General features: G+C 63.9%; 15 protein-coding genes and 1 other annotated feature. Of the genes, 7 read left to right on the forward strand and 8 right to left on the reverse strand.

Going from position 1 to position 19,291, the window contains the following annotated elements; all coding sequences use genetic code 11:
* Positions 1-109: 109 nt before the first annotated feature.
* The 4 genes from ACR65N_RS01950 to ACR65N_RS01965 all read right to left on the reverse strand — a co-directional run bounded on the left by ACR65N_RS01950 (position 110) and on the right by ACR65N_RS01965 (position 5,561).
* A complete protein-coding gene (locus ACR65N_RS01950) occupies positions 110-2,449 on the reverse strand; it encodes a DUF3772 domain-containing protein (protein ID WP_440455515.1) in 2,340 nt (779 codons plus the stop codon).
* 217 nt (positions 2,450-2,666) lie between these two features.
* On the reverse strand, positions 2,667-3,992 hold the full coding sequence (locus ACR65N_RS01955; RefSeq protein ID WP_430305192.1) for a L,D-transpeptidase family protein: 1,326 nt from the start codon (positions 3,990-3,992) through the stop codon (positions 2,667-2,669).
* A 384-nt stretch (positions 3,993-4,376) separates the two neighbouring features.
* Positions 4,377-4,889 (reverse strand): transcriptional regulator LdtR, encoded by a 513-nt coding sequence (gene ldtR / locus ACR65N_RS01960; protein ID WP_440456100.1) that lies wholly within the window; start codon positions 4,887-4,889, stop codon positions 4,377-4,379.
* Between the two features lie 231 nt (positions 4,890-5,120).
* Positions 5,121-5,561: a DUF6163 family protein gene (locus tag ACR65N_RS01965; protein WP_440456101.1), complete on the reverse strand. Its 441-nt coding sequence runs from the start codon at positions 5,559-5,561 to the stop codon at positions 5,121-5,123.
* 133 nt (positions 5,562-5,694) lie between these two features.
* Here ACR65N_RS01965 and hemB point away from each other — a divergent pair, with 133 nt between their 5' ends.
* From hemB to ACR65N_RS01985, 4 genes are all read left to right on the forward strand, one after another.
* Positions 5,695-6,708 carry a porphobilinogen synthase gene (gene hemB, locus ACR65N_RS01970; protein WP_440455516.1) on the forward strand — a complete coding sequence of 338 codons (1,014 nt, stop codon included), beginning with the start codon at positions 5,695-5,697 and terminating at the stop codon, positions 6,706-6,708.
* Positions 6,709-6,816: 108 nt separating this feature from the next.
* Positions 6,817-7,275: an RDD family protein gene (locus tag ACR65N_RS01975; RefSeq protein ID WP_430305196.1), complete on the forward strand. Its 459-nt coding sequence runs from the start codon at positions 6,817-6,819 to the stop codon at positions 7,273-7,275.
* Between the two features lie 129 nt (positions 7,276-7,404).
* On the forward strand, positions 7,405-8,172 hold the full coding sequence (locus ACR65N_RS01980; RefSeq protein WP_440455517.1) for an arginyltransferase: 768 nt from the start codon (positions 7,405-7,407) through the stop codon (positions 8,170-8,172).
* A 57-nt stretch (positions 8,173-8,229) separates the two neighbouring features.
* Positions 8,230-8,469, forward strand: a complete 240-nt coding sequence (locus ACR65N_RS01985) for an AbrB/MazE/SpoVT family DNA-binding domain-containing protein (protein WP_440455518.1) — start codon at positions 8,230-8,232, stop codon at positions 8,467-8,469.
* 46 nt (positions 8,470-8,515) lie between these two features.
* Here ACR65N_RS01985 and parC read toward each other — a convergent pair whose 3' ends face one another.
* Positions 8,516-10,777, reverse strand: a complete 2,262-nt coding sequence (parC, locus tag ACR65N_RS01990; RefSeq protein WP_440455519.1) for a DNA topoisomerase IV subunit A — start codon at positions 10,775-10,777, stop codon at positions 8,516-8,518.
* Positions 10,778-10,970: 193 nt separating this feature from the next.
* Here parC and ACR65N_RS01995 point away from each other — a divergent pair, with 193 nt between their 5' ends.
* Positions 10,971-12,161 (forward strand): aq_1923 C-terminal domain, encoded by a 1,191-nt coding sequence (locus tag ACR65N_RS01995; protein ID WP_430305201.1) that lies wholly within the window; start codon positions 10,971-10,973, stop codon positions 12,159-12,161.
* Between the two features lie 85 nt (positions 12,162-12,246).
* On the opposite strand, the gene ACR65N_RS02000 is transcribed toward ACR65N_RS01995, so the two are convergent.
* The 3 genes from ACR65N_RS02000 to aspS all read right to left on the reverse strand — a co-directional run bounded on the left by ACR65N_RS02000 (position 12,247) and on the right by aspS (position 16,317).
* A complete protein-coding gene (locus ACR65N_RS02000; RefSeq protein WP_440455520.1) occupies positions 12,247-13,734 on the reverse strand; it encodes a SulP family inorganic anion transporter in 1,488 nt (495 codons plus the stop codon).
* A 64-nt stretch (positions 13,735-13,798) separates the two neighbouring features.
* Positions 13,799-13,856 (reverse strand) — a sequence feature (sul1 is cis-regulatory element that is thought to sense ions involved in sulfur or methionine metabolism; They are found in Alphaproteobacteria).
* A gap of 144 nt (positions 13,857-14,000) precedes the next feature.
* Complete coding sequence (locus tag ACR65N_RS02005) at positions 14,001-14,330, reverse strand: DUF1236 domain-containing protein (protein WP_430305203.1); 330 nt, start codon at positions 14,328-14,330, stop codon at positions 14,001-14,003.
* Positions 14,331-14,526: 196 nt separating this feature from the next.
* Complete coding sequence (gene aspS, locus ACR65N_RS02010; protein WP_440455521.1) at positions 14,527-16,317, reverse strand: aspartate--tRNA ligase; 1,791 nt, start codon at positions 16,315-16,317, stop codon at positions 14,527-14,529.
* A gap of 241 nt (positions 16,318-16,558) precedes the next feature.
* On the opposite strand from aspS, the gene ACR65N_RS02015 reads away from it, so the two are divergent.
* Both ACR65N_RS02015 and ACR65N_RS02020 read left to right on the forward strand, forming a co-directional pair.
* Complete coding sequence (locus ACR65N_RS02015) at positions 16,559-17,809, forward strand: MFS transporter (protein ID WP_440455522.1); 1,251 nt, start codon at positions 16,559-16,561, stop codon at positions 17,807-17,809.
* A gap of 80 nt (positions 17,810-17,889) precedes the next feature.
* Entirely contained in the window at positions 17,890-19,290 is a 1,401-nt protein-coding gene (locus ACR65N_RS02020; RefSeq protein ID WP_440455523.1) for a multicopper oxidase family protein, read from the forward strand.
* Position 19,291 lies beyond the last annotated feature (1 nt).

Genomic DNA, 19,291 nt, shown 5'->3' on the forward strand with positions numbered 1-19,291 from the left:
TCATAGCCGCCTGCCCTGCCGAGGGCAATACGGCGAGCGACATTTGCAGGCCTGATGGCGCGGCGGGCGGATCGGCGCGGGTTTGTCAAGCGAACTTGAGGCCGGTGGATCAGGTAAGCGCCGCCGCCAACCCCTCACGCTCGAAGGCCGCGTTCAGCGCAAAAAGCAGGTCGGAACGCGTCGCCACCTCGGACCCGACGTCGCGCAGGAAGCAGTGAAACTCGAAGTCGCGACCGCCGCCGCCGATCCGGGTGAGGAAGACCCGCGGCTCCGGCGTGGGCAGGATTGCGCCGTTCTGTCGCGCCACCGACAGCAGCAGCCCCCTCGCCCGCTCGACATCGACGTCGGTCGCGATCGTCAACGGAATGACGATGCGGCCGATGCGTGAGCTCAGCGTCCTGTTCTTGACGGTGCCGGAGATCAGGTCTGCGTTCGGAATGATGACGTCGTGACGGTCGAACGTCTCGATGCGCGTCGATCGCACCGCGATCTTGCGCACGACGCCGGAGAACCCCGAAACCTCGATCCAATCGCCTTCCTTGATCGGCCGCTCGACGAGCAGGATGATGCCGGAGACAAAGTTCGACACGACGGCCTGCATGCCAAAGCCGACGCCCACCGACAGCGCGCCGGCGATGATGGCGAGGTTGGAGAGATCAAGGCCGGCGGCCGAGATGGCGATGAGCGCCGAGAGGATGACCCCGACATAGCCGACACCGGTATTGACGGCGTTGCGGGCGCCGCGATCGATGCGGGTCTTCGGCAGCACGACGCGGTCGACGATCCGCTGGATCCAGCGGGTGAGGAACAGGCCGACGAGGAAGCTGACGACGAGGACGAGGAACACCTTGGGCGACAGCCTTGCGCCACCGATATCGATGCCGTTCTGGATGATCCGCCAGACCTCCGACACCTCCGCCGTGCGAGCCCCCCAGATCAGTGCCAGGAGCGGTACGCAGAGCAGCACGATGACGACGCCGAGCAGCATCGAGACCAGCGCTGCCGTCGATTCCTGCCGGCGGAAGCCGCCCCTCACCGGCACCATCAGCGCATAATGCAGGATGAAGGCGAGCCCGAACACGGCAACACTTCCCATCAGCGGCGCGAGTGCTGCCCGCGCAAGCGGCACGTAACCGAGCGCCGCCGCCACCAGCGACAGCACGGCGAGAACCTGCATCAGCCGCGCGCAAGCGGTGAAGAAACCAGGTCCGAGCGGATTGTCGTCGTCAGCGCCGGCGGTTTGGCGCAATTCGTCGGCAACCGACAGCAGGACGCGGGCGAGACCGGCGAGAACGATCGTGCCGATGACGATGCTGACGCCCTGTAGCGCCGCGAGCCCGGCCGGCGAGAAGGCGAAATCCTCGCTTGCACCATCGACGATCGCCTCTGCCGTCAGCGACGCGGCAAACGCGATACCGAGCCAGTAGCAGGCCCGCGCCGAGCGGTCTCCGAGATGCAGCAGGCGGATCAGCGGCTGCTGCGGGGAAAACAGGATGCTGCCGATCCAGGCAGCCAGAAGGAAGATGAAAAACGATACGATGACGGCTGCAGACAGTCCTTCGGCGCTGGTCGGCCCGATTTCCAGCAGCACGAGCGCCAGCAGCAGCATCGACGCTGCAAGGAGGCCGAAGATCAGCCGTAGGAGATGAATGCCGGCGACTTTGACCAGAAAGGTCGAGGAGCCCGGGCTGCCGCGAACCCGGCGTTCCAGCCGGGAGAGCACGAGGTGACCGAGGCCGACCGGCAAGAGCAGCGCGGCGAGCGCCAGAAGGGCCGCGGGTAGCAGCCTGTCCTCGAAGGAGGCAACCGGTTCGCCATCCTGCGTCCGCGGCCTAAGCGTGTCCTCCCTCACCTTGGTGTAGTAGCGGACGAGGTCCGACCCGGCAGCGCTCCAGCTCGAGGGCATGAGCGGGGACGGCTTCTGCGCCAGCAGATCGCTCGTCGAGCGCGAGCGAACCAGCGCATCGAGCTCCTCTATGAGGACGTTGGCGCGGGCAAATGCGAGCCGGGCGGCAATCGCCGGTTCCTCGGCGCGCAACAGCGTCTCGGTCAGCTGCTTACGCCGGGCGGCCAGCGGCTCGGGCTCGGTCTGATCCTTGGCCGGCGCAGGTCCCAGGGTCGCAACCTGCGCCTTCAGGACGCGGATCACGACATGGCCGGAATCGGCGATCGTCTCGGCTTGAGCACGGTGTTCGGCAAGCTCCTGCCGCAAGATCTCCAGTTCCTCTGTCGAGGCCCTGCCCGCCTGCAGCGCTTCTTCCGCACGGGTCGCGCTCCGCTCCCATTCGGCGATCTGCGCCTGCGGGTCGGCCGGCGTTGCGGCCGGCAGAGGCGGAGCCGCAGTCTGCTGGGCAGAGACACCGGGTGCCGGCAGGAAGAACAGCGCCAGGAACAGGGCCAGGACCGCGCCGCAGCGCAGCGGCAGAATTGGGCGACGGACAGGCATCATCGACGGGATCGATCCTTGAGAGGCGGCGTGCGCCGCTCCCCCAGCGGATCGGCCCTGGCCGAATGAAGCAGAAGCGAGGCGCCGCCGCAACCGGCGGTCCACCCGCAGCCTCCGCACCGATCGCACCGGAACCCATCCTGCGACGAGCATCCTGTCCGCCAGCACAAAAAAGGCGAACCCGAAGGTCCGCCTTTTGCTGAATTCCATGTTCCGTCGCTTATTGCGGCAGCATGTCGTCGTCGATCGAACCGGCCGACTTTTCGATGCCGGTGGTCGTCTGCAGCGCCAGCTCCTGATTGCCGTCGCGCTGGTAGATGTCGTCGCGGAACTGCACGACGCGGTCCTTCGCCGACCATGCGGTGATGTAGACGATGTAGACCGGCACTTCCTGGGCCAGCTTGATCGGCGTGTTCTGGCGGGCGTTGATGACCCGCTCGATTTCCTGGCGCGACCAGCCGGGCGTATCGCGCAGCAGCCAGGTGACCAGGTCGCGGACGTTCTGGACGCGCATGCAACCGGACGATTCGAACCGCATCAGCTTGTTGAACAGGCCCTGCTGAGGCGTGTCGTGCATGTATTCGTTGTTCGGATTGTGGAAGTTGATCTTCGTCGAGGCCATGGCGTTGATCTTGCCCGGGTCCTGGCGGAACATCAGGTTCGGTGCCTTTGGTGCATTCCAGTCGACGGTTTCCGGCGCCACTTCCTGGCCCCTGCCGTCGAACAGACGAATGTTGTTGCGCGTCAGGTAGGTCGGATCCTTGCGCATCAGCGGCACGATGTCCTTCTCGACGATCGAGCGGGGTGCCGTCCAGTAAGGGTTGAGGATGACCTCGTAGACCTTCGAGTTGATGGCATGCGTCGGACGGTCGATGCGGCCGACGACTGCCGTGTTGCGCAGCGCCACGCGATCGTTCTCGACGGCTTCGACATAGGCTGCCGGGATGTTGACCATCATGTAGCGGTTGCCGAGATCGCCGGCCATCGACTGCAGGCGCACGAGGTTGGTCTCGAGCTGCATCAGCCGGGTCTGCGCCGGGATGTTCATCGCCTTAACCGAGTACTCGCCGAGGACGCCGTCGGCCGGCAGGCCGTGGCGGGCCTGGAAGCGCTTGACGGCACCGTCGACATAGCTGTCGAAGGCGCTGGAGATGCCCGCTTCGCGCGGCAGGTCGCCGGCGATCATCAGGCGCTGGCGCAGCTGCTGGACCGCCGGATCGCTGACGCCGATGCGCAGCGTCTGCTGCGAGTTGACTTCCGGCCAGCCGCCGTTCTGGACGATGTCCTGGTACTGCGCGATCGCCTGCTGGATATTGGCAGGGCCGGTCGGGCCGAGGACGGGATTGTTGGACGTGACGCCGACGGCCGAACGCGATGTCCCACCATCGAACTGATCATCCCACGTGCCGCGGCGCGGCGACGAGATCAGCCCCTGGAGGGCATCCTGCGCCAGAGCCGGTGCGGCAAGCGTGGCCGCTCCAAGGGAGACGGCAGACCGCAGCAGGGTCCGGCGGGAAACAAGTTCGGATTCGCTCTTTTTCGACATCATTCGATCCATGTTATCCGCAAGCACATCGGACAGTGCCTACAGCGATATGGTTAATAAAGCGTCGTGCGGGAAAGGCCAAAAGCCCGCATTGTCCAATCTCGGCGCATCCGCACGCGGACAAGGTCCGGACGGCTCGCTTCCACGCGCTACAACTGCCTCTGGCGGTCCCATAGCAATATGGCCAATTCTTGTCAGGAGGCGGCGTCTCACAGCCACGTGTTGCCGCGTGACCCTGACGCGACACCCCGGCGCCCTGCACCGCGCGCAAACGCGAGAAAACCGGACGCGCAGGGAACGCATCCGGTTTTGATCGGAACTGGAGGTATGTCTGGGAGTGCAGCGACGCGGGACCGGTGGATCAGACCCGTGGCCGACGGGGTCTCACATGCGGTAGGCGATCGAGTCGTTCCAGAAGCGGTCGAGGCGCTGGAGCAGCTTGTTCATCTGGCCGAACTCGCTCTCGCCGATGCCGCCGACCTTTTCGATCGAGCCGATGTGGCGTTCGTAGAGCTTGGCGACGACTTCGGCGATTTCCTGGCCGGACTTGGTCAGGCTGATGCGGACCGAGCGACGGTCGATGCGCGACTTCTGGTGGTTGATGAGGCCGAGATCGACGAGCTTCTTGACGTTGTACGAAACGTTGGAGCCCAGGTAGTAGCCGCGGGAGCGAAGCTCGCCGGCGGTCAGTTCGGAATTGCCGATGTTGAAGAGGAGGAGTGCCTGGACGGCGTTGACGTCGTCGCGACCCTGGCGGTCGAACTCGTCCTTGATGACGTCCAGCAGACGGCGGTGAAGACGTTCAACCAGGTGGAGCGATTCCATGTACAGGTTGCGGATGGCGTCGTCCTGGGTCTCGGCTGCTGCGGTTGCCTGCGGCTTGATCTTGGTGTTCAACATGTCTGCCTCACTGTTTTGTTTGGCGGTGTCTGTTTCTTCCCGCCTTGTGAGTGACACTATCGAATGCGCATAAAATTCGACTTAAAACACACGGCTAACAGCTGCTTAATGCCCACAGACGAAACGCCGCGAACCGCCGACAGGTGCTGCGCTCGGATATTTGACTTCAATAGAATCAGATAGTTAGGCTAAAAAACTGCCGTCAACAGGGCCGTCAAAGCTTAGAAATCAGGGTAAATCAACCCTTACCCGCTCTTCCATCTTGCGCTTTTCCTCCAGCCAGAGAGCCAGTCGGAAGACGATATAGAGGGCGGCGACCAGCCCGTGCAGCAGCGGCACGATGACGTTGTGGCCGTAGATTTCCGGCCAGACCCGATACATCAGCAATTGCGCTCCCGCCGCCATGACCCACAGGACCGCACCCCAGGAGGTTGCAAGCCAGAGGCCGAGCGAGACGACGGGATAGGCGACGGCAAGCGCCGAGGCGGCGACGCGCCACGGCAGGCTAAGTAGATCGAAGCGGGCCCGCCCGTCGAAGCTGTAGCCCACCAGCATAGCCCAGTACTGCAGGCCGAACCAGAAGCACAGGATGGCAGTCAGCCGGAGAAAGACCACGAACAGGATCTCGACGAGGCTGGCTTTCGGCGTGACATGTGAATCAGGTTCCATGCCGCGAAGATAGCGGGCTTTCCAACGGCTTGCCAGCGGTGCGGCAGCCTGTCCCTTCGCAAACACCGGCGCGGCATGATAAGTCGCGTTCGACATCGACACCGTGCGGAAGAAACGACCAAAGAGGCCCGTCATGAACGACAAGACCCATCTCGTGGATACCATCACCGGCCATCGGCGGATGCGCCGCAACAGGAAGGCTGACTGGACGCGGCGCCTGACCCAGGAAAACCGGCTGACGGTAGACGACCTGATCTGGCCCATCTTCATCGTGCCTGGCGAAAACATCGTCGATCCGATCCGTGCGATGCCGGGGGTCAACCGGATGAGCGTCGACAAGGCCGTCGAGGCAATCCGCGAGGCGGCCGATCTCGGCATCCCGGCGATCGCCCCCTTCCCCGACGTCGAGATGGAGAAGCGCGACCCGACCGGCTCGCAGATCCTCGAGCGTGACAACCTGATCAACCTGTTCACCCGCGCGGTGAAAAAGGCGGTGCCCGAGATCGGCATCATCACCGACGTGGCGCTCGACCCGTTCACCTCCCACGGGCATGACGGCATCCTGCGCGACGGGATCATCGTCAACGACGAAACGGTCGACCAGGTGGCGCGTGCGGCGGTGCTGCAGGCGGATGCGGGCGCCGATATCATCGCACCCTCGGAAATGATGGACGGGCGCATCGGCGCGATCCGCCGGGCGCTGGATGCAGCCGGCCACCAGGATGTCGGCATCATGTCCTATGCGACGAAGTTCGCGTCGGGCTATTACGGTCCCTACCGCGAGGCGATCAACACCGGCGGACTGCTGAAGGGCGACAAGAACAGCTACTATATCAGCCCGGCAAACGGCACTGAGGCGCTGCGCGACGCGGCGATGGACGTCGAGGAAGGCGCCGACATGCTGATGGTCAAGCCCGGTATCGCCTATCTCGACATCTGTTGGCGGATGAAGGAGGCCTTCGGTCTGCCGACCTATGCCTATCAGGTGTCCGGCGAGTACACGCAGATCAAGGCAGCCGCGATGAACGGCTGGATCGACGGCGAGCGGATCATGATGGAGACGCTGCTGTGCTTCAAGCGCGCCGGCTGCGACGGGATCCTCACCTATTTCTCGATAGAGGCCGCAAAGAAGCTGAAAAACGCCTGAAACGGTCGCCGCCGAGCCGATCGGGCCGCTAGGCGGCGACCGCGCGCGGGTCTATTGTGGTGCGACCGGACGATCCTTATATCCGGCGAAGAACCCGAGGAGACCCCGATGTCGTTGGACAACAATCCCGTCGTTGCCGCCCCCGAGGACTGGCGTGCCTATAGCGGCGTGCTGTCCCGGCGGGTGTTTGCCTTCATCATCGACTACGTGCTGGTGCTGCTTCTGTGCATCCCGGCAGCGGTCGTGGTGTTCTTCCTCGGTATCCTGACCCTCGGCCTCGGCTTCCTCCTCTACCCGGCGCTGTTCGTCATCGTCGCGCTTCTCTACTTCGGCATGTCGCTCGGCGGATCGGGCCAGGCAAGCCCCGGCATGCGGGCGGTGGGCATCGCCATGGTGCGCCTCGATGGAAGGCGGATCGACTTCATGACGGCGGTCGTGCACATGGTGCTGTTCTGGATCATCAACTCGGTGCTGACACCGCTCGTCCTGCTCGCCGGCCTGTTTACCGACCGCTCAAGGCTGATCCACGACCTGCTGCTCGGAACCGTGGTCGTGCGGACCTCCTGACACATTTCGTTGCCGGCGGCGGCCCTTGCAAAGGTTGACGTTTTGCGAAGTTGCGCCATGCTATCCTGATCGGTTGGCGATCGTGTCGGGCATCGCTCTCTTTACGGCAGCAAAGGTCGGTTTTCGCGGATGAATACTCAGGCGACGCCCTCACCGCAGTTTTATCTGACGGCTCCGGCAGTATGCCCCTATCTTGCCGGAGAGCTTGAACGGAAGGTGTTTACACACCTGGTGGGTCCGCGCGCGGCGGAGATGAACGACCTCCTGACCCAGGGAGGCTTTCGCCGATCGCAGAACATCGCCTATCGCCCAGCCTGCGAAGGCTGCCGCGCCTGCGTCTCGGTCCGCATCCTGACCGGCGAATTCATACCGCGCCGCTCGATGCGGCGGATCCTCTCCCTCAATTCGGATCTCGTCGGCACGATGATGCCGGCCCAGCCGTCGACCGAACAGTTCTCGCTCTTCCGCCGCTATCTCGACGACCGCCACCAGCGCGGCGGCATGTCGGACATGTCGGCGCTCGACTATGCCATCATGATCGAAGACACCCACGTCAACACGCGGCTCATCGAATACCGCAAACGCGTTCCCGGCGAAGGCATCGGCGACGAGCCGAAGGGCGAACTGATCGCGGTCGCCCTCACCGACCAGATGAGCGACGGCCTGTCGATGGTGTATTCCTTCTTCAACCCGGATGAGGAGCGGCGGTCGCTCGGTACCTTCATGATCCTCGACCACATCAACCGCACCCGCCAGCTCGGCCTGCCGCATGTCTATCTCGGCTACTGGGTAAAGGGATCTGCGAAGATGCATTACAAGACGCGTTTCCAGCCGCAGGAGCACCTGACTGCAAGGGGCTGGGAACGGTTCGTCGATGAGGACGGCGAGCTACCTTAAACGGTAGAATGCGGCAGCGGTCAGCAATCGCTGCGACCAGTGAGAATGGAGGGAGCCATGAACTTCGACGTTTGTCACATCGGTACATCCCAAGGGATCATCATTCCTCAAGACGTTCTGAAACGCATGGGCGTGAGTCCCGGCGACCAGCTGGAATTGAGCGAACGGGTGGGCCTGTGGTTCTTGAAGCCCGTGGGTGGCAATGCTGCGGATCAGGACGATCTGGAGCGGCAACTGGAAGCCGCCGCGGTCGTCATGGAAAAATACAAGGTGGCTCTGAAGAAGCTCGCCGAATAGAGGCTGACAAGCCTCCGGCACCACGAGGTGCCGGAGGCTTGTCGTGCTACCCGGCAAACTTGCCGCTGCGCGGAAAGCCCTTCGGCACGGCGCGGCCAGCGGTGGCGCGATCGGCCAGCCACTCGACCAGTTCATCCTTCGACTTGGTAAACATGCGTCCGGCAGTATCTTCCCAGGTTAGTCCGTCGGCGATGGCGAAGCACTTCACGTCGGAAATGCCGCCATCCTTGTAGCGCTGCATGCGTACGCCCTTGCCGCGGGTCATTTCCGGCAGCTGCGACAGCGGGAAGACCAGCAGCTTGCGGTTCTCTCCGACGATTGCCACGTGGTCACCGGATACGGTGATCACCAACTTCGCCTCGTCCGGCATGGCGACGTTCATCACCTGCTTGCCCTTGCGGGTGTTGGCGACGAGCTCGGTCTCGGCCACGACAAAGCCGTTGCCGGCGGTCGAGGCGAGGATCAGCTTACGTGACGCGTCGTGGACAAAAGCGGTCAGCACGTCCTGATCGTTTTCCATATCGACGATAATGCGGATCGGTTCGCCGTGTCCGCGTCCGCCCGGCAGCTTGTCGGCGCCGAGCGTATAGGCCTTGCCGCCGGTGGTCAGCAGCAGGATCTTGTCGGTCGTCTGGGCGGGGAAGGCCAGTTTCGGGCCGTCGCCTTCCTTGAAGGTCAGGCTCGTGGTGTCGGAGATGTGACCCTTCAGCGCCCGGATCCAGCCCTTCTGCGAGATGACGACGGTGATCGGCTCCTTCTCGATCATCGACTGCTGGATGGCCTCGAGATCGGCCTCCGGCGCATCGGCAAACTGCGTCAGGCGGGCAAAGGGCTTGCCGCGACCCTTGGCGAACGCCTTGCGGACAGCCTGGATCTCGTGCTCGATCACCTTCCACTGCTTCTCGTCGGAAGCGAGCAGCGACTCGATGTCGGCCTTCTCCTTGGTCAGTTCGTCGAACTCCTTGCGGATCTCGAACTCTTCCAGCTTGCGCAGGTTGCGCAGCCGCATGTTGAGGATTGCCTCGACCTGAATATCGGTGAGCTGCCACTTGGCGACCATCACCGGCTTCGGTTCGTCCTCCTCGCGGATAATGCGGATCACCTCGTCGAGGTTGAGGTAGGCGATCAGAAGGCCGCCCAGGATTTCCAGACGCCGGTCGATCGCCGCCAACCGGAATCTGGAGCGCCGTACCAGGACTTCCTTGCGGTGCGCGAGCCACTCGAGCAGCACCTCGTTGAGCGCCATGACCTTGGGCACACGGCCCATCGACAAGACGTTCATGTTGAGCGGGATACGGTTTTCCAGCTCGGTCAGCCGGAACAGCGATTCCATCAGCAGGGTGGCATCGACGGTGCGGCTCTTCGGCACCAGCACGACGCGCACGTCCTCGGCCGATTCGTCGCGCACGTCTTCCAGCAGCGGCAGCTTGCGGGCGATGAGAAGCTCGGCGATCTTCTCGATCAGCCGCGACTTCTGCACCTGGAAGGGGATCTCGGTGATGATGATCTGATAGCCGCCGCGGCCAAGATCCTCGGTCTCCCATTTCGCACGCACGCGAAACCCGCCGCGGCCGGTCCTGTAGGCCTCGATGATCTGCTCGCGGTTGTCGATAATGATGCCGCCGGTCGGCAGGTCTGGACCGGGAATGAACTCGACCAGCTTCTCGATCGTCGCGTCCGGATGGCGGATGAGATGCAGCGCGGCGTCGCAGAGTTCGTGGGCATTGTGCGGCGGGATCGAGGTGGCCATGCCCACAGCGATGCCCGAAGCGCCATTGGCAAGCAGGTTCGGGAAAGCCCCCGGCAGGACCGTCGGCTCCTCGTCTTCCTCGTTGTAGGTGGGGCGAAAATCCACCGCGTCCTGGTCGATACCCTCGAGCAGCAGGGCCGCGACCTCGGTCATGCGAGCTTCGGTGTATCGATAGGCGGCAGCGCTATCGCCATCGATATTGCCGAAATTGCCCTGGCCGTCGACGACCGGGTAGCGCTGCGAGAAGTCCTGCGCGAGGCGCACCAGCGCATCGTAGACCGACTGGTCGCCGTGCGGGTGAAACTTACCGATGACGTCGCCGACGATACGGGCGCACTTCTTGAACGCCGAATTCGGCCGGATGCCCATCTCGCTCATCGCATGGATGATGCGCCGGTGAACCGGCTTCAGCCCGTCGCGGACGTCGGGAAGCGCCCGGTGCATGATGGTCGACAGAGCATAGGCGAGATAGCGCTCCTCGAGCGCCGCCTTCAGGTCGATCGGCAGGATATGATCGTCGCCGCCGTCACCGGGCGGAGGTACTAGATTTTGTCCCATGGGGCTTGACTACCGGAAAGCCTGATTCCCGGCAAGAAAGACAGGCAAACCGCCTGTGGATGAACCTCCGCTGCAAGGTCGGCAAATGGCCGCCAGCCTGTGGAAAAGCAATGGACGTTTCCTCTCCGGCGCCTATAACTGACACCCGATAAAAACAACCAGTGGCGCCCCATCGGGCGCAGGAGGACCGCCCATGATCCTGACCCGTACCACCCGGCTTCTCGTCGCCGGCGCCGCTATCGCGCTGGTCTCCTCGCCCGCTTTCGCTCTCGACGGCAACGACCTGTTCAAGAAGATCGTTGCCTCGGTCAATCTCCAGCCGGAGGACGTGCAGGTTGCCGGTATCGACGTCAGTGGCGCGACCGTGACGCTGAAGGGTCTGTCGATCGCCGACGCCAAGGATGGCGAGCGGATGACGGTCGGCGACATCGTGCTGGAGGGCGTCGAGGAAGGCAGCGATGGTGGATACGCGATCAGCAAGGCCGTGTTCCCCAACGTCAATTCGACGCAGGAAGATACGACGATCACGGCGAGCGACCTCTACTTCGCCAATGTCTCGATCCCGGGCAGCGCCGGCGGACCGAACGTCGATTCCTTCCTCTTCTACGAGCGCGGCCATGCCGGCCCGGTGACCGTCACCGTCAAGGGCAAGCAGGTCGCGTCGATCCGCGAGACGACCGCCAACCTGGAGCGCGCGGACGACAATTCCGGCATCAGCTTCGACACGCTGGTGGATGGCGTGACGGCCGACCTCAGCGTCGTCGACGATCCGAAGTCGCTGGAAACCATCCAGAGCCTCGGACTGACGACGATCAACGGCAAGATTTCCATGCAGGGCAGCTGGGAAGCCGAGCCCGGCACGATCAACGTCGATGAATATGCCCTGGATTTCGCCGATGTCGGCAGGCTGAACATGTCGTTCAGCCTTTCCGGCTACACGATCGGCTTCATCAAGTCGGCGCAGGAAACCGCGCGCGCCTCCGAAGCCAATCCGGACAAGGAAGCCGCCAAGCAGGCCGCCGGCCTGGCGATGCTCGGACTGCTGCAGCAGTTGACCTTCAACAATGCCGAGATCAGCTTCGAGGATGCCGGCATCACCAAGCGCGGGCTGGACTATGCCGGCAAGAGCCAGGGCGTCTCCGGGCAGCAGATGGCGATGATGGTCAAGGGCATGGCGCCGCTGATGCTGGCCCAGTTGAACCTGCCGACGTTGCAGACCAGCCTGTCGGCGGCCATCAACACCTTCATCGACAACCCGCGCAACCTGACGATCACCGCAGAGCCGCCGAAGCCGATCCCGCTGCCGATGATCATCGGCGCCGCGCAGGCTGCCCCGAACACGCTGCCCGACATGCTGGGCGTGACCGTGACGGCAAACGAATAGTCGGCATGCCAACCCGTTCTACGCGCCGCAACCGGCGGCGCGTAGAATGACCCTATCGTCTTCAACTAATGCCGATGTCGGCCACTCAGTGTCCGGTCGCCGCTGCCACTGACGCATGCTGCTTGTCGTGCAGCGCATAGCGATCGATCATGCTTTCGCTTGCGGCGTTCAATCCCTGCACATCGACATCCACGCCATGGCGGCGGAACTTCAGGACCACCTGGTCCAGCGCGCCGACGGCCGAGATGTCCCACAGATGGGCTCCCGACACATCCAGCGTCACCCGGCTCAGGGGCTCGGCGAACTCGAACGCGGCGACGAAACCTTCCGTGGATGCAAAGAAGATCTGGCCCTCGATGCGATAGGTGCGGTGCTTTCCGTCGTCGCTGATCGTCGAGCTGATGCGGAAGAGTTTTGCGACCTTGCCGGCAAAGAAGATGCCGGACAGCAGGACACCCGCCAGCACACCCATCGACAGGTCATGCGTGACGACGACGGTGATGACCGTCGCCAGCATGACGACGGAAGACGACCACGGATTGCGCCGCAGGTCCGGGATCGAGCGCCACGAGAAGGTGCCGATCGACACCATGATCATGATCGCAACCAGCGCCGCCATCGGGATGATCTTCAGAAAATCGTCGAGGACGAGGAGCAGGACCAGCAGGAACGAACCGGCGACGAAGGTCGACAACCGGCCGCGGCCGCCCGACGAGACGTTGATCACCGACTGGCCGATCATGGCGCAGCCGCCCATGCCGCCGATCAGGCCGGCGGCGATGTTGCTTGCCCCCTGCCCGATGCATTCCTGGCTCTTGCTGCTGGTCGTGTCGGTCATCTCGTCGACGATCTTGGCGGTCAGCAGCGATTCGAGAAGGCCGACGGCCGCAAGTGCCGCCGAATACGGAAAGATGATCCGCAGCGTCTCCCAGGTCAGCGGGATCTGCGGGAGCGCGAAGACCGGCAGCGTCGAGGGCAGTTCGCCCAGATCTCCGACGGTGCGCAGGTCCATGCCGAACAGCAGGGAGGCGACGGTCAGGACGATGATGGCGACCAGAGGCGACGGGATCGCCCGGGTGACATAGGGGAACAGATAGATGATGGCGAGGCCGGCGGCGATCATCACGTAGGTCATCGCCGGCACGCCGATAAGCTCCGGCAACTGGGCCATGAAGATGAGGACGGCGAGCGCGTTGACGAAACCGGTCATCACCGACTTCGAGACGAAGCGCATGATGCGGCCGAGCTTCACCAGCCCGGCGACGATCTGCAGCGCACCCATCAGGAGGGTTGCGGCAAACAGGTATTGGAGGCCGTGTTCCTTAACCAGCGTCACCATCAGGACCGCAGTGGCGGCGGTGGCGGCCGAGATCATGCCGGGCCGGCCGCCGACGAATGCCGAAACGCAGGCGATGGCGAAGGAGGCGAACAGCCCGACCTTGGGATCGACGCCAGCGATGACCGAGAAGCCGATGGCCTCCGGGATCAGCGCCATGGCAACGACGATGCCGGAGAGGATGTCGGCGCGAATGTTGGAGAACCATTCGCGACGGTAGGTGGAGAATGATGTCATGATTTTTTTCGCAAACGATGCGCATCGGCCGGGAACGAACCTGGTCGGAATGGCCAATGCTTTGCGTTGTCCGGCGGATCGGCGGCCGGAAGAGCCACCCGGGGATCTCACCCGGGTCCTTGTGATGCCCTGTCCATAGCCGCAGATCGGCGGTTAGGCAACCTCGGCACCAACGCTGCAGCAGATGCGGCTTGCTAAAAACAGAAACGCCGGACCCGGAGCATGACGCTCTCGGCCCGGCGTTCTTCTGGTATTCGACCGATGTGTTAGTCGAGAACCTGGATGACTTCGCGGGTCTGCGGATCGACGATCACGCGGCGCTCGTTGACGACGGTGTAAGCATAGTCGCCATAGCCATCGACGACATGTGTCTCGACTTCCTGCGGCAGGACGCGGCCAACCAGAACGTCGCCGCTATAGCTGACAGACGGTACTTCCTGCTGCATGACATAGGTCCGGACCTGCGTCGGCATTTCACGGACAACCACGGTGCCGGCAACCGGCGGAGCCGGCTCGGTGACGATGACGGTCGACTGCGCAAAGGCTGCGGTCGACATGAAAAGGACCGCCGATGCGGCCATGAGGGACTTCAGCATATTGCTCTCCTCGGCGTTGATGCTGGCCTGACAATGCCCCGGGCGCTGGTTGGTTCCCCCGCCCACATCCACTGAAATCCTGGGCCGGCGCGCGGTCCCGGCTGCAGTTCCATCCCTGACCGCAGCAAAAAGCCGCCGGCAGTATTGCCGACGGCTCTTCAAACCTGGGTCCTGATCAGGGCCGATGCAGAGCCGATCAGTCTTTCTTCATCGGCGGTAGAACCCGCAGCGACAGTTCCATCAGCTGCTTGGGGGCCGCCGGCGACGGCGCGTTCATCAGCAGATCCTGGGCCTGCTGGTTCATCGGGAACAGCGTGATCTCGCGCAGGTTCTTGGCGCCGACCAGCAGCATGACGACTCGGTCGATGCCGAAGGCGCAACCGCCATGCGGAGGGGCGCCGTACTGGAAGGCGCGGTACATGCCGCCGAAGCGTTCCTCGACGTCCTGCTTGGAGAGCCCGACCAGCTCGAACGCCTTGACCATCAGCTCGGGCGACTGGTTTCGGATCGAGCCCGAGGCGATCTCGAAGCCGTTGCAGACGGCGTCGTACTGATAGGCCTTGATCGTCAGCGGATCCTGGTTTTCCAGCGCCTCGAGGCCGCCCTGCGGCATCGAGAACGGGTTGTGGGCGAAATCAAGCTTCTTCTCTTCGTCGCTCCATTCGAAGAACGGGAAGTCGACGATCCAGCACAGCTCGAACCGGTCGCGGTCGACGAGGTTCAGTTCCTCGCCGGCGCGGGTGCGGGCTTCGCCAGCGAACTTGTAGAACTTCGACGGCTCCCCGGCGACGAAGAAGCAGGCATCGCCAGCTTCAAGGCCGAGCTGGGTGCGGATCGCGTCCGTCCGCTCCTCGCCGATGTTCTTGGCAAGCGGGCCGGAGCCGGCGATCTTGCCGTCTTCTTCCTTCCAGAAGATGTAGCCGAGGCCCGGCTGGCCCAGGCTTTGCGCCCAGGCGTTCATCCGGTCGCAGAAGGCGCGCGAACCGCCGGTCTTGGCCGGGATCGCCCAGATCTCGACCTTCGGGTTGGCGGCGATCATGCCGGCGAACACCTTGAAGCCGGAGCCGGCAAAATGCTCGGTGACGCCCTGCATCTCGATCGGGTTGCGCAGGTCCGGCTTGTCCGAGCCGTATTTGCGGATCGCGACGTCATAGGGAATACGCGGCCAGTCTTTCGTAACCGGCTTGCCGTCGGCAAACTTTTCGAACACTTGCGTCATCACCGGCTGCATGGTGTTCCACACGTCTTCCTGGGTGACGAAGCTCATCTCCAGGTCGAGCTGGTAGAATTCGCCCGGCAGACGGTCGGCGCGCGGGTCTTCATCGCGAAAGCACGGCGCGATCTGGAAGTAGCGGTCGAAGCCGGCGACCATCAGCAGCTGCTTGTACTGCTGCGGTGCCTGCGGCAGGGCGTAGAAGTTGCCGGGATGGATACGGCTCGGGACCAGGAAGTCGCGCGCGCCTTCCGGCGATGAGGCGGTCAGGATCGGCGTCGAATATTCGGTGAAGCCGGCTTCGCCCATGCCGCGGCGCATTTCGGCGATGATCTGCGTGCGCTTGACGATGTTCTTGTGCAGCGTGTCGCGGCGCAGGTCGAGGAAGCGGTACTTGAGCCGGATATCTTCCGGATAGTCCGGCTCACCGAACACCGGCAGCGGAAGCTCCTTGGCCTCCGACAGGATCTCGATCTCCTGCGCGTATAGCTCGACCTCGCCGGTCGCCATCTGCTTGTTGACGGTCTCGTCCGAGCGCGCCTTGACGGTGCCGTCGATGCGAATGACCCATTCGCCGCGCACCGTTTCGGCAGCTTTGAAGGCGGGGCTGTCGGGATCGACGACGATCTGCGTCATGCCGTAGTGGTCGCGAAGGTCGATGAACAGCAGGCCGCCATGATCGCGAACGCGGTGGACCCAGCCGGAGATGCGGACGGTCTGGCCGACATCGGATTTCCGGAGGGCGGCACAGGTGTGGCTGCGGTAACGGTGCATTTCGAAGATCCTGGAATCACGGGTGCCGGCACAAAGCATCAGGTCTCGGCCGACAGGGGGAAAATCGGGCGGAAAAGCGCATGGCCTGCCCGATTTGTCAAGGCTGAGCACCGGTGTGGCGAGTTTTCGGCTGTTTTTCAAGAGCGGGCTTGTCTAAGACGGTAACCATCGCATCACCCCGCCCCGTCTGACGGCTCTTCGCCGTCCCACCCCCTCCGCAGACCCGATCCCGGATATCCGCATGAGCCAGATCCGCCCGCTGATTCCCCTCCTCGTGACGGCCGGCATCCTGATCGGCGGCAACGGGCTGCAGGGCACCTATATCGCGCTGCGCGGGTCGGCCGAAGGATTTGCGCCGACGACCATCGGACTGATCGGCGCCGGCTATAGCATCGGCTTTGCCATCGGCTGCCTCACAGTCACACGCATCCTTCGCTCCATCGGCCATATCCGCACGTTTGCGGCCATGGCGGCCATCGCCGCCTGCTGCTCCATCCTGATGCCGCTGATCGTCTCGCCGATCTTCTGGGCGCTCATGCGCTTTGCCATCGGCATCTCGGTCGCCACGCTGTTTGCCGTGGTGGAAAGCTGGATCAACGCCAAGGTCACCAATGCCAACCGCGCCCGCACGCTGTCCGTCTACCGGCTGGTCGATCTCAGTTCGGTGACCGCCGCGCAATACCTGATCCCGACCGTCGGCATCGAGGGTCCGGTGATCTTCTCGCTGATCGCCATCGCCATGGCCCTGTCGCTGGTGCCGATCTCGGTCTTCGACAAATCCAGCCCGTCGCCGCCCGAAGCGCTCAACGTCAACATCCTGGAGGTCTGGCGCATTTCGCCGCTGTCGGTGGTCGGCGTCGTTGCGGTCGGCCTCAGCATGGCCGCCTTCCGCAATATCGGGCCGATCTATGCGCAGGAGATCGGCATGAGCGTCACGGGGATCGCCACCTTCATGAGCGCCGGCATCATCGGCGGCGTGGTGCTGCAATATCCGCTCGGCCTCTATTCCGACCGGTTCGACCGGCGCAAGGTGATCATCTGGGCGACCGTCGGGACGATCATCACCGGCGCATATCTGTCGTTCTTCGCCGGAACAGCGGAGACCGCCAACATCGTCGGCATTTTCGTCTATGGCGCCTTTGCCATGCCGCTCTATTCGCTGTGCTCGGCGCATGGCAACGACCACGCAAAGCCGGGGGAGCATGCGCTGGTGTCGGCGGGGCTGCTGTTCTTCTGGTCGATCGGCGCGACGATCGGACCGCTGCTGGCCGCGCTGCTGCTGCAGTTCGTCGGCCCGTCGGTGTTCTTCATCTACACCTCGTTCATCTTCATCGGCTTCCTTGCCTATACGATGGTGCGCATCCGCACCCGGCCGGCGATCCCCCCGGAACAGCGACCGGGCCGCTTCCGGGCGCTCTTGCGCACCTCGGCCTATTTCAGCCGGCTGGCCGGCGCACCGGGTGATGACCCCAAGGAGCCGCCGCGCGGATGACGGCCTGCGGCAGCTTGTCTATTGCTGAGGCAGCGGCTCATCTTTAAGGAGAACGGGCGACGCTTCCACGGACAGGCGCCATGGTCGGACTTTCTCGAAGGACATTGCTGAAGGCCTGCGCCGGGATTGGTGCCTATGGCGCCGGGCTTGGAGCCGCGCGTCTTTACGCGAGCGATGCCGGCAGCCCGACCGTGCTCGAAGCGCGGCTGACAGAGGCGGTGCTCGACGGCCGGCACCCGACCCGCGGCGTGATGAGCTGGGGCGACGGAAGCGCCGGTGCCGACCCGATGCCGCCTGTGCTGCGGATGAAGCGCGGCGAACCCTTTCACGCACGACTGACCAACCGGCTGGACGAGCCGACGACCATCCACTGGCATGGATTGCGGATCGACAACCGCATGGACGGCGTTCCCTTCCTCACCCAGCCCTACGTCTACACGGGCGACAGCTTCGATTACCGGTTCACGCCGCCGGACGCCGGCACCTTCTGGTACCACCCGCATTGTAACACGCTGACGCAGATGGGCCGCGGCATGGCGGGCCTGCTGATCGTCGAGGATCCGGCGGACCCGCAGTTCGATGCGGAGATCGCCATCAACCTGCGCGACTGGCGTCTGGGTGACGACGGCCAGTTCATCGAGGCTTTCAAGCCGCGCGACGCCGCCCGCAACGGCACATTCGGCACGGTGCGTGGCGCCAACTGGCAGGTGCAGCCGTCCTTCGATGCACCGCCGGGCGGGCTGGTGCGGGTACGGCTGGCAGCAACCGACGTGACGCGCATCTACTCGCTGAGGCTGGACGGCGCCGAGGCGCTGGTCGTGGCGCTCGACGGCCAGTCGCTGCCCGCTCCGCAACCGTTCCAGACGCTGGTGATCGGCCCCGGCCAGCGTGCCGACCTGGTGGTGCGGATGCCTGACGGCGAAGGTCAGACGGCGTCACTCGTCGACATCCGGCCGTCGACGGCGAAGACGGTTGCCAGCTTCCGGTCGACCGGCTCTTCCCTGAAGCGCGACATCCGCGACACGCCGCCGCTCGCCGCCAATCCGTTCGAGGCGCCGGACCTGAGGAATGCCGAGGAGATCCCGCTGATCCTCAGCGCCACGGCTGAGAACGCATCCCGCGAATCCTTCTGCGGATCGCTGGGCTATTCGTTCTGGGCAATCAACAAGGTGCCGTGGCCGGGAGACACGGCCGATCCGACGGCGCCGCTCGCCGAGATGAAGCGCGGCCGCAGCTACCTGATCAACCTGCAGAACACCACCCCTCACCTACACCCCATCCACCTGCACGGGATGAATTTCCAGGTCGTCTCGTCGTGCGTGCGGCCGGTGAGCCCGCTGATCACCGACACCTACCTGGTGCTTCCCGACGAAAAGGTCCAGCTTGCGCTGGTTGCCGACAACCCCGGCGACTGGGTGATGCATTGCCACATCATCGAGCACCAGAAGACCGGCATGACCAGCTATGTGCGGGTCGTCTAGG

Source organism: Rhizobium sp. SAFR-030 (genome assembly GCF_059415005.1).

Bases quoted from the DNA above. Each gene is read 5' to 3' on its own strand.
- ACR65N_RS02020 (WP_440455523.1), top strand. From the start codon at position 17,890: ATGGTCGGACTTTCTCGAAGGACATTGCTGAAGGCCTGCGCCGGGATT.
- ACR65N_RS01975 (WP_430305196.1), top strand. From the start codon at position 6,817: ATGTCGTTGGACAACAATCCCGTCGTTGCCGCCCCCGAGGACTGGCGT.
- ACR65N_RS01985 (WP_440455518.1), top strand. From the start codon at position 8,230: ATGAACTTCGACGTTTGTCACATCGGTACATCCCAAGGGATCATCATT.
- ACR65N_RS01955 (WP_430305192.1), bottom strand. From the start codon at position 3,992: ATGTCGAAAAAGAGCGAATCCGAACTTGTTTCCCGCCGGACCCTGCTG.
- hemB (WP_440455516.1), top strand. From the start codon at position 5,695: ATGAACGACAAGACCCATCTCGTGGATACCATCACCGGCCATCGGCGG.
- ACR65N_RS01980 (WP_440455517.1), top strand. From the start codon at position 7,405: ATGAATACTCAGGCGACGCCCTCACCGCAGTTTTATCTGACGGCTCCG.
- ACR65N_RS01950 (WP_440455515.1), bottom strand. From the start codon at position 2,449: ATGATGCCTGTCCGTCGCCCAATTCTGCCGCTGCGCTGCGGCGCGGTC.
- ACR65N_RS02015 (WP_440455522.1), top strand. From the start codon at position 16,559: ATGAGCCAGATCCGCCCGCTGATTCCCCTCCTCGTGACGGCCGGCATC.
- ACR65N_RS01965 (WP_440456101.1), bottom strand. From the start codon at position 5,561: ATGGAACCTGATTCACATGTCACGCCGAAAGCCAGCCTCGTCGAGATC.
- ACR65N_RS01995 (WP_430305201.1), top strand. From the start codon at position 10,971: ATGATCCTGACCCGTACCACCCGGCTTCTCGTCGCCGGCGCCGCTATC.
- ACR65N_RS02005 (WP_430305203.1), bottom strand. From the start codon at position 14,330: ATGCTGAAGTCCCTCATGGCCGCATCGGCGGTCCTTTTCATGTCGACC.
- ACR65N_RS02000 (WP_440455520.1), bottom strand. From the start codon at position 13,734: ATGACATCATTCTCCACCTACCGTCGCGAATGGTTCTCCAACATTCGC.
- parC (WP_440455519.1), bottom strand. From the start codon at position 10,777: ATGGGACAAAATCTAGTACCTCCGCCCGGTGACGGCGGCGACGATCAT.
- aspS (WP_440455521.1), bottom strand. From the start codon at position 16,317: ATGCACCGTTACCGCAGCCACACCTGTGCCGCCCTCCGGAAATCCGAT.